General features: G+C 56.8%; 18 protein-coding genes. 13 read left to right on the top strand and 5 right to left on the bottom strand.

The genetic code is table 11. The annotated features are described in order from the left end of the window. The first annotated feature begins 19 nt into the window (after positions 1–19). Both ACQG2G_RS16080 and ACQG2G_RS16075 read left to right on the top strand, forming a co-directional pair. The gene (locus ACQG2G_RS16080; protein WP_023620117.1) at positions 20–658 is read left to right on the top strand and encodes a DUF1007 family protein; all 639 of its coding nucleotides are present in this window, start codon (positions 20–22) and stop codon (positions 656–658) included. Further along, positions 649–1,629: a nickel/cobalt transporter gene (locus tag ACQG2G_RS16075; RefSeq protein WP_061772840.1), complete on the top strand. Its 981-nt coding sequence runs from the start codon at positions 649–651 to the stop codon at positions 1,627–1,629. The genes ACQG2G_RS16080 and ACQG2G_RS16075 overlap by 10 nt, the downstream gene beginning before the upstream one ends. A 66-nt stretch (positions 1,630–1,695) precedes the next feature. Here the strand turns inward: ACQG2G_RS16075 and ACQG2G_RS16070 are convergent, their stop codons facing one another. Both ACQG2G_RS16070 and suhB read right to left on the bottom strand, forming a co-directional pair. Then, positions 1,696–2,871, bottom strand: a complete 1,176-nt coding sequence (locus tag ACQG2G_RS16070) for an IS4 family transposase (RefSeq protein WP_317460939.1) — start codon at positions 2,869–2,871, stop codon at positions 1,696–1,698. 485 nt (positions 2,872–3,356) lie between these two features. Continuing rightward, positions 3,357–4,160, bottom strand: a complete 804-nt coding sequence (gene suhB / locus ACQG2G_RS16065; RefSeq protein ID WP_013098296.1) for an inositol-1-monophosphatase — start codon at positions 4,158–4,160, stop codon at positions 3,357–3,359. Positions 4,161–4,291: 131 nt separating this feature from the next. Here suhB and trmJ point away from each other — a divergent pair, with 131 nt between their 5' ends. The 11 genes from trmJ (at position 4,292) to sseB (ending at position 13,056) form a co-directional block, all read left to right on the top strand. Then, positions 4,292–5,017, top strand: coding sequence for a tRNA (cytosine(32)/uridine(32)-2'-O)-methyltransferase TrmJ (gene trmJ / locus ACQG2G_RS16060; protein WP_013098295.1), 726 nt, complete (start codon positions 4,292–4,294; stop codon positions 5,015–5,017). A 239-nt stretch (positions 5,018–5,256) separates the two neighbouring features. Further along, on the top strand, positions 5,257–5,748 hold the full coding sequence (iscR, locus tag ACQG2G_RS16055) for a Fe-S cluster assembly transcriptional regulator IscR (RefSeq protein ID WP_013098294.1): 492 nt from the start codon (positions 5,257–5,259) through the stop codon (positions 5,746–5,748). Between the two features lie 117 nt (positions 5,749–5,865). Continuing rightward, the gene (gene iscS / locus ACQG2G_RS16050) at positions 5,866–7,080 is read left to right on the top strand and encodes a cysteine desulfurase (RefSeq protein WP_003860663.1); all 1,215 of its coding nucleotides are present in this window, start codon (positions 5,866–5,868) and stop codon (positions 7,078–7,080) included. A 24-nt stretch (positions 7,081–7,104) separates the two neighbouring features. Then, positions 7,105–7,491 (top strand): Fe-S cluster assembly scaffold IscU, encoded by a 387-nt coding sequence (gene iscU, locus ACQG2G_RS16045; protein ID WP_003860661.1) that lies wholly within the window; start codon positions 7,105–7,107, stop codon positions 7,489–7,491. A 13-nt stretch (positions 7,492–7,504) separates the two neighbouring features. Next, positions 7,505–7,828, top strand: coding sequence for an iron-sulfur cluster assembly protein IscA (gene iscA, locus ACQG2G_RS16040; RefSeq protein WP_003860659.1), 324 nt, complete (start codon positions 7,505–7,507; stop codon positions 7,826–7,828). An 80-nt stretch (positions 7,829–7,908) separates the two neighbouring features. Next, positions 7,909–8,424, top strand: a complete 516-nt coding sequence (gene hscB / locus ACQG2G_RS16035; protein ID WP_045293494.1) for a co-chaperone HscB — start codon at positions 7,909–7,911, stop codon at positions 8,422–8,424. A 14-nt stretch (positions 8,425–8,438) separates the two neighbouring features. Then, positions 8,439–10,289, top strand: coding sequence for a Fe-S protein assembly chaperone HscA (gene hscA, locus ACQG2G_RS16030; protein ID WP_038985688.1), 1,851 nt, complete (start codon positions 8,439–8,441; stop codon positions 10,287–10,289). A 1-nt stretch (position 10,290) separates the two neighbouring features. Further along, the gene (gene fdx / locus ACQG2G_RS16025) at positions 10,291–10,626 is read left to right on the top strand and encodes an ISC system 2Fe-2S type ferredoxin (RefSeq protein WP_003860652.1); all 336 of its coding nucleotides are present in this window, start codon (positions 10,291–10,293) and stop codon (positions 10,624–10,626) included. 1 nt (position 10,627) lies between these two features. Further along, positions 10,628–10,828, top strand: a complete 201-nt coding sequence (gene iscX, locus ACQG2G_RS16020) for a Fe-S cluster assembly protein IscX (protein WP_003860650.1) — start codon at positions 10,628–10,630, stop codon at positions 10,826–10,828. Positions 10,829–10,881: 53 nt separating this feature from the next. After that, entirely contained in the window at positions 10,882–12,168 is a 1,287-nt protein-coding gene (gene pepB, locus ACQG2G_RS16015) for an aminopeptidase PepB (RefSeq protein WP_045901191.1), read from the top strand. Between the two features lie 111 nt (positions 12,169–12,279). Continuing rightward, positions 12,280–13,056, top strand: a complete 777-nt coding sequence (gene sseB, locus ACQG2G_RS16010; protein WP_048972593.1) for an enhanced serine sensitivity protein SseB — start codon at positions 12,280–12,282, stop codon at positions 13,054–13,056. Between the two features lie 17 nt (positions 13,057–13,073). On the opposite strand, the gene ACQG2G_RS16005 is transcribed toward sseB, so the two are convergent. From ACQG2G_RS16005 to ACQG2G_RS15995, 3 genes are all read right to left on the bottom strand, one after another. After that, the gene (locus ACQG2G_RS16005) at positions 13,074–13,844 is read right to left on the bottom strand and encodes a MurR/RpiR family transcriptional regulator (protein ID WP_013098289.1); all 771 of its coding nucleotides are present in this window, start codon (positions 13,842–13,844) and stop codon (positions 13,074–13,076) included. Continuing rightward, entirely contained in the window at positions 13,844–14,689 is an 846-nt protein-coding gene (gene sseA, locus ACQG2G_RS16000; RefSeq protein WP_061772911.1) for a 3-mercaptopyruvate sulfurtransferase, read from the bottom strand. The genes ACQG2G_RS16005 and sseA overlap by 1 nt, the downstream gene beginning before the upstream one ends. Positions 14,690–14,779: 90 nt before the next feature. Continuing rightward, the gene (locus tag ACQG2G_RS15995) at positions 14,780–16,147 is read right to left on the bottom strand and encodes a 6-phospho-alpha-glucosidase (RefSeq protein ID WP_023620126.1); all 1,368 of its coding nucleotides are present in this window, start codon (positions 16,145–16,147) and stop codon (positions 14,780–14,782) included. Between the last annotated feature and the right edge of the window lie 5 nt (positions 16,148–16,152).

Here is a 16,152-nt window from a genome sequence, read left to right as displayed (position 1 = left end):
TTTTTGACGTGAGGAATTGATGCAAACAGTTAAACACAGCGCGATGGCGTTATTTTTGGCGGTTATCACTTTCACCGCCGGCGCGCATCCTCACAGTTTTATCAGTCTCAAAACCGAGCTGGTGACTGACGGAACCCAGTTGAGCGGCCTGAAAATGCGCTGGACGATGGATGAAATCACCTCGGCCGATCTCCTGTATGACGCGGGAAATGCAAAGCCAGGCGATGAGATCTGGAAAAAGCTGGCGGCGGAGGTCATGGCCAACGTTCTGGGACAGCACTACTTCACCGAGTTCTGGCATAACGGACAAAAGGTGAAGTTTATGAATCGCCCTACGGAGTACGGCATGTCGCGCGACGGTCATCAGGCGGTGCTGACGTTTGTTCTCCCGCTGGCGCATCCTCAGCCGCTGGCAGGACAGACGTATACCTTTTCCACCTTCGACCCCACCTATTACGTCGATATGAGCTATGCGAAGGAGAGTGACGTGACGCTACCGACTACCCTGCAAAAATCCTGCAAACTCGCTGTTCATACGCCAAAACCCAGCGAAGAGACGCTCAACTTCGCCGTCTCTCTGGATAAAGAGGATGCCCCTCCTGAAGATATGGAACTGGGTAAACAGTTTGCACAGCAGGTGACGTTACAATGTCAGTGATCGCCTCTTCCGCCCGCAAACCACGTCGCTGGCTCCATCTCTGGCCGCTGGCGCTCTTTTTATTGCTGGCCGTGTGCGGCGCGCTGTGGTTATGGCAGGCCTGGCCGCAGGTTATGATGAAAAGCATTCTCTGGCAGCGTGACGTTAACCAGCAGATGAGCGGGCTACTCAAGGCGGTGGCGGATAACCCAACAAAAGCAGGTGGTTCCCTGCTGGCATTCAGTTTTGTCTACGGGGTGCTGCATGCGCTGGGGCCGGGGCACGGCAAGATTGTGATCACTACCTGGCTTGCCACGCATCCCTCGAAGCTGAAATCGAGCATCGGTCTGACGCTGGCCTCTTCGCTGCTGCAGGGCGGCGTCGCTATCGGGCTGGTAGTGGTCGTCCTCTCGCTGTTACAGCTTCCCGCTCGTCAGCTGCACCTGAGCAGTTTCTGGCTGGAGAAGGGAAGTTATGCGCTGGTGGGCGTGCTGGGGGGGATCCTCTGCTGGCGGGCGCTGAAAAAACTGCGCGTCCTGCTGAAAAAGCCAACCTTCAAATCCTTTACGCCACATCATGTCCATGATGCCCACTGCGGCTGCGGACATCAGCATCTGCCTACGCAGGCGCAGTTGCAGAGCGGCGACGACTGGCGTGCCCGGGTGATGATTGTCCTTTCAATGGGGATGCGACCATGTTCAGGTGCGATCATGGTACTGCTGTTCAGCAAAGTGATTGGCGTATTCGGCTGGGGCATGCTCTCTGCGCTGGCTATGGCGGCAGGAACGTCCCTGACCATTTCGTCACTGGCATTACTGGTTCACAGCTTCCGTCAACTGGCGGTAAAACTCAGCGGCAATAAAACGCCGGTGCTGTGGCGACAGGTTGGCTGGACGACGCTCGCGCTGGCGGGCGGGGTGATCCTGCTGGTAGCGGCGGTGACGATGTGGATGAGTGCGGTGCCGGTGGGAAGGGGATTACGGCCGTTTTAGTAGGGTGCGGTCTGATGCGCTCACCCTGACCCTCTCCCACAGGGAGAGGGATCCCCAGTAATATGGTCATGCCGCCATGACCATATTACTGTACTCTTTTCCCAGCTTTTTCATCTCGTTAACTATATTCAGCCGTCTCACTTTCCCGGGCTCATGCCGGATGACTTCTTCTGCCAGACTCAGGTATGACAGAACCCGTCTGTGCCTGATGCTGCTTGCCTGATAGTGCCAGTGTAAACACTGCCTTTCTGCCCTGTAACCTGCCAGCCACATCACCAGGCTTGCCATTGCCGCGACCATATTCAGCACTTCCAGTCGCCCTTTTCCCTGACTCCGGCTCAGCCTCAGACCGAACCCGAAGCGTGGACTTTTGTCGTCCCGGAAGTTTTGTTCTATCTGCATTCTGCGGCTGTACAGGGCCATTATCTGGTGCGGCTCCAGTCCCTCTGCATTACTGAACAGCAGCCAGGGCTCCCGCGCGCTACTGCGGTGTTCCCGCTGTGTTTTCGGCATCCCCCCTTTTCCCTGACGCCCTGCGTCAGGGCGCTTATGCAGATAGAACCGGCCGTAACAGGGCGTTCGTGGTTTACGGGACAGGACACCGTAACCCACGCAGACCGGTTGTCCGGTAGCCTCAAGCTCACTGATTTTCATCCACTTTTTATCTCCATCCAGCCGGAAGCTGATGCAGCCCCTGACCCTGCCGGTGAAGCTCCAGCCCAGCTGGCTGACATGCCGGAACCAGTCTGTCCGGAAGCCTGCATCCGTAATGATGGTGACGGCTTTATCTTTCGGGATGGCATCATGCAGGCGGTCAAGGAAGCGGCACTGTACATCGCTGTTCTGCGCCAGCTCTGCGGGGACAACCTCACTCATAAGCGGCAGTGAGCGACCATTACAGACCAGGCTTGCCCGCAGAAGATACCAGTTCCTGTCATGCCAGCCTGTCCAGTCGACAGCAATCACACAGAAGGGCATCAGGGAGGTGATGGTATGTGTGAGCAGGTGCTGAATACGGGGAATATCCCGGTGAAGGGCGGTATTACCCAGGGCACGGTCAACACGTTTAATTTTATTTTTGACGTGCGCCCTGCCGGGAAGAGTGCGACCAAGGCTGGTCAGGGTCAGATCCGCACCGTGCGTGAGGGCAACGGCCATGGAAACAAGGACATTAATCCGGAAGCTGTGAACGTCCGGTAAAGACGCGGAGAAAAATTTCTGGCAGACTGTCTGTAAAGGCACGATGAGGTCTCTTCTGATTTGTTAGCGCAACCAGTAGATCACACTTCATCGTGCTTTTCATTTTTCTGGGGAACCCTCAGCCCTTTGGGAGAGGGCGGGGGTGAGGGGGAACATACGGCTGTGGAGGTCATTCGTTCACTTTATGTTCCTTGCTACTCTGTAACGGCATGACTTGTGAACGTGCCAGGGTGGCTCAGTCGCCACCACCCTGGCGACCCGGGCTCCCGGCGGTAAATCGCCGCTTCGCGGTGCCTTCGGCTTATTCCTTCCGGCTTATCGGGGACGGGCGGATGTAACGTCCCTGTAAAGCCGCCCTCTCGGCGCATCCCTGCGCCTCGCCCCGGCCTGCAGGAAACGCCTCAGCGATTTACAGCCGGACCAGGGCATCGCTGAATGTTCTCAGTCATTCTGAGAGCAGCGTTATCGCTTATGGTTAAAAAATTACTGGGGAACCCTCAGCCCACAGGGAGAGGGAATTACCGGGATTAACGCTTCAGTGCATCGCTCAGTTCATCACGCATGTTTGCCAGCATGGCTTTAACAACGCGTGGGTTACCTGCAACGATGTTGCCGGTAGACATATAGTTATGGCCGCCGGTGAAATCGCATACCAGTGCGCCTGCTTCACGCGCGATCAGCTCGCCCGCAGCAAAGTCCCACGGCTTAAGCGCCAGTTCGAAGTAACCGTCAACGCGGCCGGTCGCCACGTAGGCCAGATCCAACGCGGCAGAGCCGGTGCGACGGAAGTCCGCGCATTCGGTGAACAGTTTGCCGAGGATATTCATGTAGGTGGTTGCGTGCTGTTTCGCCTTGAACGGGAAACCGGTCGCCAGAATGGTGCCGTCCAGATCGCGTGCATTGCTGCAGCGCAGACGGTAACCGTTCAGCTGCGCGCCCTGACCGCGGGTAGCGGTGAACAGTTCGTTACGCATTGGATCATAAACAACGGCGACTTCAGTACGGCCTTTAATGCGTACTGCGATAGACACAGAGAAGTGTGGCAGGCGTTTAACGAAGTTGGTGGTGCCATCCAGTGGATCGATAACCCATTGAACATCCTGATCGGTACCTTCATGTTCACCGCTTTCTTCGGTGATGATGGTGTGCTGTGGGTAAGATTTGCGGATCGTTTCGATAATAATCGCTTCTGCGGCTTTATCGACGTTAGTCACGAAATCATTGCTGCCTTTCTGGCTGGTTTCTACGGAGTCTGGCGTTTCGTAGTGTTTGGCAATTACATTACCCGCCTTGCGCGCTGCGCGCACGGCGATGGTCAGCATCGGATGCATCGGTCTCTCTCACTGGATGTTAAAGAACAGGAAAATCGGCGCAGAGTATAGCAGCGGGATCGGAATATGTCTCTCGTTTATGATAATATGCCCGAATATTCTTTAGACACTGAATTCAGACATCCAAAACTATGCTGCAAAACATTCGAATCGTGCTGGTCGAAACATCGCATACCGGCAATATGGGCTCCGTTGCCCGCGCTATGAAAACCATGGGCTTAACGAATCTGTGGCTGGTTAATCCGCTGGTGAAACCGGACTCTCAGGCCATCGCACTGGCCGCCGGTGCCAGCGACGTGATTGGCAACGCGCAAATTGTTGATACCCTGGACGAAGCGCTGGCGGGTTGCAGTCTGGTCGTCGGTACCAGCGCGCGTTCCCGTACGCTGCCGTGGCCAATGCTCGACCCGCGCGAATGCGGCCTGAAAAGTGTCTCAGAAGCGGAACAGGCGCCTGTGGCGCTGGTGTTTGGGCGTGAGCGCGTCGGCCTGACCAATGACGAACTGCAAAAGTGCCATTACCACGTCGCGATTGCGGCGAACCCGGAATACAGCTCGCTGAACCTGGCGATGGCGGTACAGGTCATTGCCTACGAAGTGCGGATGGCCTGGCTGGCGACCCAGGAGAAAGTGGCAGAACCGAAAGAAGAGACCGCCTATCCGCTGGTGGACGATCTGGAGCGCTTCTATGGTCACCTGGAGCAGACGCTGCTCTCTACCGGTTTTATCCGCGAAGGCCATCCGGGGCAGGTGATGAATAAGCTGCGTCGTCTGTTCACCCGTGCGCGTCCGGAAAGCCAGGAGCTGAACATCCTGCGTGGGATTCTGGCGTCGATTGAGCAGAAGAATAAAGAATAACGGTGCGCGTTGTTGCCCGGCGACGCTGCGCTTGCACGGGCCTACGGTTTTGTAGGTCGGGTAAGCGTAGCGCCACCCGACAAAAACAATGAGAGCACGGAAGGTTAAATACCTGACTAAAACAGTCAAGTAAATAGTTGACCAATTTAGTCAGGAATGTCAGACTTGGCCCTGCTATGCAATACCCCATTTTACTATAAAAAACCCCGGGCAGGGGCGAGTTTGAGGTTAAGTAAGACATGAGACTGACATCTAAAGGGCGTTATGCCGTAACCGCGATGCTGGACGTTGCGCTCAACTCCGAAGCGGGCCCGGTTCCGTTGGCTGATATTTCTGAACGACAAGGGATCTCCCTCTCTTATCTGGAACAGCTGTTCTCCAGACTGCGTAAAAATGGACTGGTTTCCAGCGTTCGTGGCCCAGGCGGCGGTTATCTGCTGGGTAAAGACGCGGGCAGTATTGCGGTTGGCGAAGTCATTAGTGCGGTTGACGAATCCGTTGACGCGACCCGTTGCCAGGGTAAAGGTGGCTGCCAGGGCGGCGATAAGTGCCTGACCCACGCGCTGTGGCGCGATCTGAGCGACCGCCTGACCGGCTTCCTGAACAACATCACCCTTGGTGAACTGGTGAATAACCAGGAAGTTCTGGATGTATCGGGCCGTCAGCACAGCCAGGAATCTCAACGCAGCACCCGCGCGCAGGACGCTATCGACGTTAAATTACGCGCGTAATAAAAAGATAAGTATTTCAGAATCAGGCCGGGGCGAAGTTGCCCCGTGTACTCGGTCGTACATCCAGCCGGTTGCCTGATTCCTTGCATTGAAGCGATGTACGGAGTTTATAGAGCAATGAAATTACCGATTTATCTCGACTACTCCGCAACCACGCCGGTGGACCCGCGTGTTGCCGAGAAAATGATGCAGTGTCTGACCCTGGACGGAAACTTTGGTAACCCAGCTTCCCGTTCACACCGTTTTGGCTGGCATGCTGAAGAGGCGGTGGATATCGCCCGTAATCAGATTGCTGACCTGGTGGGTGCCGACCCGCGTGAGATTGTGTTCACCTCCGGTGCGACCGAATCCGACAACCTGGCGATCAAAGGTGCAGCCAACTTTTATCAGAAAAAAGGCAAGCACATCATCACCAGCAAAACCGAACATAAAGCTGTGCTGGACACCTGCCGTCAGCTCGAGCGTGAAGGCTTTGAAGTCACTTACCTGGCGCCACAGAGCAACGGTATTATTGACCTGAAAGAGCTCGAAGCGGCGATGCGTGATGACACCATCCTGGTTTCCATCATGCATGTAAACAACGAAATCGGCGTGGTGCAGGATATCGCGACCATCGGCGAAATGTGCCGTGCGCGCGGCATCATCTATCACGTTGATGCGACTCAGAGCGTGGGCAAACTGCCTATCGACCTGAGCCAGCTGAAAGTCGATCTGATGTCCTTCTCCGGCCACAAAATCTATGGCCCGAAAGGCATTGGCGCGCTGTACGTTCGTCGTAAGCCACGTATCCGCATTGAAGCGCAGATGCACGGTGGCGGTCATGAGCGCGGCATGCGTTCCGGTACGCTGCCTGTTCACCAGATCGTGGGCATGGGCGAAGCTTACCGCATTGCGAAAGAAGAGATGGAAACCGAGATGGCGCGCCTGCGCACGCTCCGTAACCGTTTGTGGGACGGCGTGAAAGATATGGAAGAAGTGTATCTGAACGGCGATCTCGAGCAGGGCGCACCCAACATCCTCAACGTGAGCTTCAACTATGTTGAAGGCGAATCGCTGATCATGGCGCTGAAAGACCTGGCGGTCTCTTCCGGTTCTGCCTGTACGTCTGCAAGCCTGGAGCCATCCTACGTGCTGCGCGCATTGGGTATGACTGACGAGCTGGCACACAGCTCTATCCGTTTCTCTTTAGGTCGTTTCACTACCGAAGAAGAGATTGACTACACCATCAAGCTGGTTCGCAACTCCATCGGCCGTCTGCGTGACCTTTCTCCACTGTGGGAAATGTTCAAGCAGGGCGTGGATCTGAACAGCATTGAATGGTCACATCACTAATCGGTACATAAGGAGAATTCAATCATGGCATACAGCGAAAAAGTTATCGATCATTACGAGAACCCGCGCAACGTTGGCTCTTTTGACAACAGCGACGAGAGCGTAGGAAGCGGTATGGTTGGCGCGCCAGCTTGTGGCGACGTGATGAAGTTGCAGATTAAAGTCAACAATGAAGGTATCATTGAAGACGCGCGCTTCAAGACCTACGGCTGCGGTTCTGCTATCGCGTCCAGCTCCCTGGTCACCGAGTGGGTGAAGGGCAAGTCTCTGGACGAGGCACAGGCAATCAAGAACACGGATATTGCTGAAGAACTCGAACTGCCACCGGTGAAAATTCACTGTTCTATCCTGGCAGAAGACGCGATCAAAGCCGCCATTGCGGATTACAAAAGCAAACGTGAAGCAAAATAATTGAGGTTTGAGTATGTCGATTACCCTTAGCGACAGCGCTGCCGCGCGAGTAAGCTCTTTTCTGGCGAACCGTGGTAAAGGCTTTGGCCTGCGACTGGGCGTACGTACCTCCGGCTGTTCTGGTATGGCTTACGTACTGGAGTTTGTTGACGAACCAGCGTCCGATGACACTGTGTTTGAAGACAAGGGCGTGAAGGTGGTGGTCGATGGCAAAAGCCTGCAATTCCTCAACGGCACTCAGTTGGACTTTGTAAAAGAAGGCCTGAACGAAGGGTTCAAATTCACGAACCCGAACGTCAAAGACGAGTGTGGTTGCGGCGAAAGCTTCCACGTTTAATCGCGCGTCATCCGAAACCCCACCGTGGCTTTATTTGCTACGCGTGGGGTTTGTTCTAACAGGCTACCCCTGAGATTGTTATGGATTACTTCACTCTCTTCGGTTTACCCGCTCAATACCCGATTGATCTCCAGGCGCTGACGATCCGTTTTCAGGACCTGCAGCGTCAGTATCATCCGGACAAATTCGCCAGCGGTACTCAGGCTGAACAACTGGCTGCGGTGTCGCAATCCGCGACCATCAACCAGGCCTGGCAGACGCTGCGCCATCCGCTGGCGCGTGCAGAATATCTGCTTTCGCTCCACGGCTTTGATCTGGCGAGCGAACAACACACCGTACGCGACACGGCGTTTCTGATGGAACAGCTTACGCTTCGCGAAGAGCTGGATGAGATTGAACAGGCCAAAGACGAAGCGCGTCTGGAAAGGTTCATCACGCGCGTGAAGGGCATGTTTGATACCCGCCATCAGCAGATGGTGGCGCAACTGAACAATGAGACCTGGGACGTGGCGGCAGACACTGTGCGCAAACTCCGTTTTCTCGATAAACTGCGAAGCAGTGCTGAACAACTCGAAGAAAAGCTGCTCGATTTTTAATTTCGGAAGCAATTATGGCCTTATTACAAATTAGTGAGCCTGGCTTAAGTGCCGCACCGCACCAGCGTCGTCTGGCGGTGGGTATTGATCTCGGCACCACCAATTCCCTCGTGGCAACCGTGCGTAGCGGCCAGGCGGAGACGCTGGCTGACGAGCAGGGCCGCCATCTGCTGCCTTCCGTGGTCCACTACCAGCAGCAGGGCCACGCGGTGGGCTTTGATGCCCGCACTAACGCCGCGCGCGATCCGGCGAATACCATCAGCTCCGTTAAGCGGATGATGGGCCGCTCGCTGGCCGATATTCAGACCCGTTACCCGCATCTGCCGTATCAGCTGCAGGCCAGTGAAAACGGCCTGCCGATGATTGCGACTGCGGCCGGGCTGCTGAACCCGATTCGCGTATCCGCTGACATCCTTAAAGCGCTGGCGGAGCGTGCCACGGCAACGCTCGGCGGCGATTTAGACGGTGTGGTGATTACTGTTCCGGCCTACTTTGATGACGCACAGCGTCAGGGCACCAAAGACGCCGCGCGTCTGGCGGGCCTGCACGTGCTGCGCCTGCTGAACGAACCGACGGCGGCAGCGATTGCCTACGGCCTCGACTCCGGTCAGGAAGGGGTGATTGCGGTTTACGATCTCGGCGGCGGCACCTTTGATATCTCGATCCTGCGCTTAAGCCGTGGGGTGTTTGAAGTGCTGGCGACCGGCGGGGACTCCGCGCTGGGCGGCGATGACTTTGACCATCTGCTGGCGGATTACATTCGCGAGCAGGCGGGCATCAGCGATCGCAGCGATGCGCGCGTACAGCGTGAACTGCTGGATGCGGCCATCGAGGCCAAAATTGCGCTAAGCGATGCTGAGTCAGTCAGTGTGAACGTGGCGGGCTGGCAGGGTGAGATCGCCCGTGAACAGTTTAACGATCTCATCGCCCCTCTGGTGAAACGCACGTTGTTAGCCTGCCGTCGTGCGCTGAAAGATGCCGGCGTTGAGGCGGATGAGGTGCTGGAAGTGGTCATGGTGGGTGGCTCCACCCGCGTACCGCTGGTGCGTGAGCGTGTAGGCGAATTCTTTGGCCGCACGCCGCTGACCTCCATTGACCCGGACAAAGTGGTTGCCGTGGGCGCGGCGATTCAGGCGGATATTCTGGTCGGCAACAAGCCGGACAGTGAAATGCTGCTACTGGACGTTATCCCGCTGTCGCTGGGTTTAGAGACCATGGGCGGACTGGTGGAGAAAGTCATTCCGCGCAATACCACCATTCCGGTGGCACGTGCACAGGAGTTCACTACCTTTAAAGACGGTCAGACGGCCATGTCCATTCACGTGATGCAGGGCGAACGCGAACTGGTGCAGGACTGCCGTTCTCTGGCGCGCTTTGCGCTGCGGGGCATTCCGGCGCTGCCTGCGGGCGGGGCGCATATTCGCGTCACCTTCCAGGTGGATGCGGACGGCCTGCTGAGCGTCACGGCGATGGAAAAATCGACTGGTGTCGAATCGTCCATTCAGGTGAAGCCGTCCTACGGCCTGACCGATGGCGAAATCGCCTCCATGATTCAGGACTCAATGAGCTACGCCGAGCAGGATGTGAAGGCGCGTATGCTGGCCGAACAAAAAGTGGAAGCCGCACGCGTGCTGGAAAGCCTGAACGGCGCGCTCGCTGCCGATGCCGCGCTGTTAAGCGCCGCTGAGCGTCAGGTGATTGACGAGGCTGCTGCGCACTTAAGCGTGGTCGCCCAGGGCAATGACGCTGATGCAATAGAAGAAGCCATTAAAAACGTTGATAAACAAACCCAGGACTTTGCTGCTCGCCGCATGGACAAATCTGTCCGCGTCGCGCTGAAAGGCCAGTCCGTGGACGAGGTTTAATATGCCAAAGATTGTTATTTTGCCTCATGCGGACCTCTGTCCGGATGGCGCTGTTCTGGAAGCGAAGACCGGTGAAACCATTCTCGATGTTGCCCTGCGTGCAGGTATCGAAGTGGAACACGCCTGTGAAAAATCCTGTGCCTGCACGACGTGCCACTGCATCGTGCGTGAAGGTTTCGACTCGCTCGCCGAGAGCACCGAAGACGAAGATGACATGCTGGATAAAGCATGGGGTCTGGAGCCCGACAGCCGCTTAAGCTGCCAGGCAGCGGTGACCGACGAGGATCTGGTCGTGGAGTTCCCACGCTACACCATCAACCACGCACGCGAGCATTAATATGGGACTGAAGTGGACAGACAGCCGTGAAATCGGCGAAGCGCTCTACGACGCTAACCCGGATCTCGATCCAAAAACCGTACGTTTCACCGATATGCATCAGTGGATCTGCGATTTAGAGGATTTTGACGACGATCCCAACGCATCCAATGAAAAAATTCTGGAGGCGATTCTGTTAGTCTGGTTAGATGAAGCAGAGTAAATCACGTAACGGGCTGCCTTCAGGCGGCCCGTTTGCTAATAAGGATAAATAAAATGACCGAAGTGATGAAGATTACGCTCTCTACGCAACCCGCCGATGCGCGTTGGGGCGAAAAAGCCACTTACAGTATCAACAACGACGGTATCACCCTGCACCTGACGGGCAACGACGATCTGGGCCTGATCCAGCGCGCCGCGCGTAAAATTGATGGGCTCGGCATTAAGCATGTCTCTCTGGCAGGCGAGGGCTGGGACACCGACCGCAGCTGGGCGTTCTGGGCCGGTTATAAAGGGCCAAAAGGCACCCGCAAAATTGAGTGGGCCAACCTTGACGAAGCCGGTCAAAAAGAGCTGGAAAGCCGCCTGACCATTATCGACTGGGTACGTGACACCATTAACGCACCGGCAGAAGAGCTGGGGCCGGAACAGCTGGCACAGCGCGCCGTTGACCTGCTGTGCGGCGTGGCCGGCGACAACATGTCTTATCGCATCACCAAAGGTGAAGACCTGCGCGAGCAGAACTACATGGGCATTCACACCGTGGGTCGTGGCTCTGAGCGTCCACCGGTGCTGCTGGCGCTGGACTACAACCCAACCGGCGATAAAGACGCGCCAGTGTTTGCCTGCCTGGTCGGGAAAGGTATCACCTTCGACACCGGTGGCTACAGCCTGAAGCAGAGCGCGTTCATGGACTCCATGAAATCCGACATGGGCGGGGCGGCAACCATCACTGGTGCGCTGGCGTTTGCGATTACCCGTGGCCTGAAAAAACGCGTGAAGCTGTACCTGTGCTGCGCGGACAACATGGTAAGCGGTAACGCCTTCAAGCTGGGCGACATCATTCGCTACCGCAACGGCAAAAATGTTGAAGTGATGAACACCGATGCAGAAGGCCGTCTGGTGCTGGCCGATGGCCTGATCGACGCTTCTGCCCAGAAGCCAGAGTTGATTATCGATATGGCCACCCTGACCGGCGCGGCAAAAACGGCGCTGGGTAACGACTACCATGCGCTGTTCAGCTTTGACGACAAGCTGGCGGCCCGCCTGCTGGCAAGCGCCGCGGCAGAAAACGAACCGTTCTGGCGTCTGCCGCTGGCGGAATTCCACCGCAGCCAGCTGCCGTCTAATTTTGCCGAACTGAACAACACCGCGAGCGCGGCATACCCGGCGGGTGCAAGCACCGCAGCAGGCTTCCTGTCCCACTTCGTTGAGAACTATCACGAAGGTTGGCTGCATATCGACTGCTCCGCAACCTACCGTAAAGCGGCAGTTGAGCAGTGGTCTGCGGGCGCGACCGGCCTGGGCGTGCGTACCGTGGCAAACCTGCTGACGGCTGAGTAATGCTTTTTGCCCTCACCCTAACCCTCTCCCACGGGGAGAGGGGATGGCTTGCTCCCTCTCCCTTGAGGGAGAGGGCCGGGGTGAGGGGAAAATTCGACATCTGGAATTGTTATGTCCGAAACCAAAAACGAATTAGAAACCCTGCTGGAACAGGCGGCGACCGAGCCCGCCCACCGTCCGGCATTTTTCCGCACGCTGCTGGAATCCACCGTCTGGGTGCCAGGAACCGCGGCGGAAGGTGAGCAGGTTGTTGAAGACAGCGCGCTGGATCTGCTGCACTGGGAGAAAGACGACGGCACCTCGGTGATCCCGTTCTTTACCTCGCTTGAAGCGCTGCAGACCGCCGTTGAAGACGAACAGGCGTTCGTGGTGATGCCGGTACGCACGCTGTTCGAAATGACGCTGGGCCAGACGCTGTTCCTTAATGCGAAACTGCCGTCCGGGAAAGAGTTCACGCCGCGTGAAATCAGCCATCTGATTGGTGAAGAGGGTAACCCGCTCAGTACCCAGGAAGTGCTGGAAGGGGGCGAAACGCTGCTGCTCTCTGAAGTGGCCGAACCGCCAGCGCAGATGATCGATTCCCTGACCACGTTGTTCAAAACCCTGAAGCCGGTAAGACGCGCGTTCCTCTGTTCGATTAAAGAGCAAGCGGATGAACAGCCGGTACTGTTGATTGGTATTGAAGCTGACGGCGATATAGACGAGATTATCCAGGCGGCGGGCAGCGTGGCCACCGATACGTTGCCGGGCGATGAGCCAATTGATATCTGCCAGGTGAAGAACGGTGAGAAGGGCATCAGCCACTTTATTACCGAGCACATCACACCGTTTTATGAGCGTCGCTGGGGCGGTTTCCTGCGCGATCTCAAAACCAACCGCATCATCTGATTACAGCGGGGTGACTGTCACCCCGTTGCTTCCAGCAGCAGTAAATCCATCAGCAGTACCAGATTCGACTCAAACGACGTCACCCCTGCGGCTTCCGCGGCGTAATGCACCGCCTCGTCATAGAGAGCGAAGTGCACGTCCGCCATGCCCGCCAGCGTATTGGCCGAGGCGCGGGTAAACGCGACAATCGTCATCCCGACGTTTTTGGCGATCCGCGCTTTATCCAGCACCTGCTCTGTTTCGCCGCTGCGCGAGACGGCAATAAATACCTGATAACGGGCGGCGTTGCTGAGGAAAATGTTCCGGCTGTCACCCGGCCCGGAGATAAACGCCGTTTTCCCCAGCACCTGAAGTTTTTTGGTTAGGTATTCGGCAAACAGATAGGAAAACCCGGCACCGTAGAGAAAGAAGCTCTCTTTGTGACGCAGCAGGTCGGCAAACTGCAGGCGCTTCTCATCGGTCACCCACTGGAATGTCTGCTGATAGTTGGCAATAAACTGGCTGAACAGCGCAGGCAACTGCGGAAGGGCGTTTCCTTGCGTCGTAATATGCGGCGTGTCGGTGAGTAGCTGTTTGCAGTGCCAGATAAACTCGCTAAACCCGCTGAACCCCAGCTTCTGACACAGCCGCATAATCGTCGCGGTAGAGACAAATGTCGCCTGCGCCAGTTCCCGCACCGTGATGTTGCCCACCAGCAGCGGATGCTCCGTGAGGTGGGCGAGTACGCGATACTCCGCGCGGGTCAGCGATTCCCCGCGCGTTAACAGCGTGGCCAGGCGGTTATCCATTATTTCGCGGGTTCAACCGGCAGATCGTCCCGCGCACCCCACTCACTCCAGGCGCCGTCGTACAGCGTGACGTCGTTTACGCCGAGCGTGGCGAGCGCCAGGATCACCACGCAGGCCGTTACGCCGGAACCGCAGCTGGCAATAATCGGACGGTGTAAATCCACGCCATGACGATCAAAAATCGCGCGTAGCTCATCGGTGGTTTTCAGCTCGCCCTCAAACACCAGATCGCCCCACGGCACGTTCAATGCTCCCGGAATGTGTCCGCGTTTCAGGCCAGGGCGAGGTTCGTCCGCTTCAGCGTTAAAACGTGCGGCAGGACGCGCATCGACGATTTGAGCAGTGTTTTCATGGCTGACGACCAGCACGTCGGTCAGGCGTTTCACCACATTTGCGTCAAACGTCGCGTCAAAATCCCCCTCCGGCAGCGTCACGTCCCCCTGCTGCAGCGGCAGTTCGTCGCGCTTCCAGCCAGCCAGCCCCCCCGCCAGAATCGAGACTTTCTCGACGCCGAAGTTTTTCAGCATCCACCACGCGCGCGGGGCAGAGAAGAGGTTACCTTCATCATAAACAACGAGGTGTTTGTCTTTGCTGATGCCCAGCTCGCGCATCGCTACGGAGAAGGCTTCCGGGCGTGGCAGCATGTGCGGCAGAGAGGAGGTGTGATCGGAGAGGGTTTCGATATCAAAAAATACCGCGCCCGGCAGGTGCCCTGCGCGGTATTCACCGGGAACGTCACGATGCTCCTGGCCCGGAGGAGCCATACGCGCGTCAATAATCTGCACTTCAGGATCGTCGCCGTGCTCAATCAGCCAGTCGGCGGCGACAAAATATGAGGTGGACATGGGTTGCCTCCATTCTTTTCCGTAAAAAAGGATTGTCGATGTTTTTTCTGACACCGACAAGCAAACCACGTTCAACTCGCGAGCAAGCCCCTATTTTTTCACCGCTTCGCCGTTCTGCCAGGCTTTTTGCAGCGCAGGCCAGTACTCGCGGTTTGCCTCGATCATCTCATCCAGAATCGCTTTCGCGTGCTCCATGGTCGGCACGGTGCGATTCAGGGTAAATGCCTGCAGCGCTTTCTCATAGCTCCCTTCAATGGTTGCTTCCACCAGCAACTGTTCAGAGGCGAGCTGCTGTTGTAGCAGCGTCTGATGGAACAGCGGCACCTGGCCCACGCGGACAGGCTCTGGCCCCTCAGAGGTGATATAAGCGGGAACCTCGACGACCGCATCGTACGGCAGATTGGTAATTGCCCCGCGGTTTTCCACCATCACCAGATGACGGCTCCGCAGGTTGAAGGCCAGCGAGCAGGCGACATCGACGATAAACTCGCCGTGAACGCCAACGTGGAAGGCGTCCGGCAGGATCCCGGTACGCTTATATTCTTCGGCTGCGGCAAACAGCTTTTTCTCGCGCCCGTTCATCACTTCGTTAGCGCGGGTGTAGTCGGGGTTCTGATGCTCGACAATCTGGTTCGGCATCAGGTAGTACTGCAGATACGGGTTCGGCAGATACTCCGGGAAGTTATCCATGATCGGCTTGATGTTGCGCCAGGTTTTCACCCACGACGGATCGGAGTGCTGCGGGTCGGTTTTGGCGGCATCTTCCGTCAGCAGACCAAACTTCGCGATATGTTTACGCAGCTCCGGCAGCTTGTCCTCGCCGTCCACCAACACACGGGTAAACCAGCCGAAGTGATTCAGCCCAAAGTAGTCCACCTCCAGCTTGCGGCGATCGACCCCCAGAATGGCTCCCATGTTACGCATTGCGGCAACCGGCATATCGCAAATATTCAGTACGCGGGCATTTGGCCGCAGGCGACGCACCCCCTCTGCGACGATTGCCGCCGGGTTGGAGTAGTTTACGATCCATGCTTTTTCATGCGCGTAGCGATCCACCAGATCGATAAGCTCGACCATTGGCAGGATCGTACGCAGCCCATAAGCCAGCCCGCCGGGGCCGCAGGTCTCCTGACCAACCACGCCGTGGCGCAGCGGGATCTTCTCATCCTGCTCGCGCATTTTATACTGGCCAACGCGCATCTGGGCGAAGACGAAGTGTGCGCCGCTGAAGGCCACTTCCGGGTCATTGGTGACGGTAAATTTGATGCTCTGGCTGTGGTCGCGGATCACTTTTTCCACCACCGGGGCAATCGTGTTCTGACGCGCCTCGTCGATGTCGTAGAGGCGGATTTCGGCCAGTGGGAAGTCCTGCAGACGCACCATCAGGCTTTTCACAATACCTGGCGTGTAGGTGCTACCGCCGCCAGCAATCGACAGAATGAATGGGGGTGTAAACATCTTTA

Origin of the sequence: Enterobacter cloacae complex sp. 382A5 (genome assembly GCF_050031095.1) — a bacterium.
Taxonomy (GTDB): Bacteria; Pseudomonadota; Gammaproteobacteria; order Enterobacterales; family Enterobacteriaceae; genus Enterobacter; species Enterobacter cloacae.
Note: the sequence above shows the minus strand (reverse complement) of the source record. Positions and strands in the feature narration are given on the sequence as shown.

What these genes read in the sequence shown, in the direction of transcription:
- ACQG2G_RS16080 (WP_023620117.1), top strand. Translation starts at nt 20, where the DNA reads ATGCAAACAGTTAAACACAGCGCGATGGCGTTATTTTTGGCGGTTATC.
- ACQG2G_RS16075 (WP_061772840.1), top strand. Translation starts at nt 649, where the DNA reads ATGTCAGTGATCGCCTCTTCCGCCCGCAAACCACGTCGCTGGCTCCAT.
- suhB (WP_013098296.1), bottom strand. Translation starts at nt 4,160, where the DNA reads ATGCATCCGATGCTGACCATCGCCGTGCGCGCAGCGCGCAAGGCGGGT.
- trmJ (WP_013098295.1), top strand. Translation starts at nt 4,292, where the DNA reads ATGCTGCAAAACATTCGAATCGTGCTGGTCGAAACATCGCATACCGGC.
- iscR (WP_013098294.1), top strand. Translation starts at nt 5,257, where the DNA reads ATGAGACTGACATCTAAAGGGCGTTATGCCGTAACCGCGATGCTGGAC.
- iscS (WP_003860663.1), top strand. Translation starts at nt 5,866, where the DNA reads ATGAAATTACCGATTTATCTCGACTACTCCGCAACCACGCCGGTGGAC.
- iscU (WP_003860661.1), top strand. Translation starts at nt 7,105, where the DNA reads ATGGCATACAGCGAAAAAGTTATCGATCATTACGAGAACCCGCGCAAC.
- iscA (WP_003860659.1), top strand. Translation starts at nt 7,505, where the DNA reads ATGTCGATTACCCTTAGCGACAGCGCTGCCGCGCGAGTAAGCTCTTTT.
- hscB (WP_045293494.1), top strand. Translation starts at nt 7,909, where the DNA reads ATGGATTACTTCACTCTCTTCGGTTTACCCGCTCAATACCCGATTGAT.
- hscA (WP_038985688.1), top strand. Translation starts at nt 8,439, where the DNA reads ATGGCCTTATTACAAATTAGTGAGCCTGGCTTAAGTGCCGCACCGCAC.
- fdx (WP_003860652.1), top strand. Translation starts at nt 10,291, where the DNA reads ATGCCAAAGATTGTTATTTTGCCTCATGCGGACCTCTGTCCGGATGGC.
- iscX (WP_003860650.1), top strand. Translation starts at nt 10,628, where the DNA reads ATGGGACTGAAGTGGACAGACAGCCGTGAAATCGGCGAAGCGCTCTAC.
- pepB (WP_045901191.1), top strand. Translation starts at nt 10,882, where the DNA reads ATGACCGAAGTGATGAAGATTACGCTCTCTACGCAACCCGCCGATGCG.
- sseB (WP_048972593.1), top strand. Translation starts at nt 12,280, where the DNA reads ATGTCCGAAACCAAAAACGAATTAGAAACCCTGCTGGAACAGGCGGCG.
- ACQG2G_RS16005 (WP_013098289.1), bottom strand. Translation starts at nt 13,844, where the DNA reads ATGGATAACCGCCTGGCCACGCTGTTAACGCGCGGGGAATCGCTGACC.
- sseA (WP_061772911.1), bottom strand. Translation starts at nt 14,689, where the DNA reads ATGTCCACCTCATATTTTGTCGCCGCCGACTGGCTGATTGAGCACGGC.
- ACQG2G_RS15995 (WP_023620126.1), bottom strand. Translation starts at nt 16,147, where the DNA reads ATGTTTACACCCCCATTCATTCTGTCGATTGCTGGCGGCGGTAGCACC.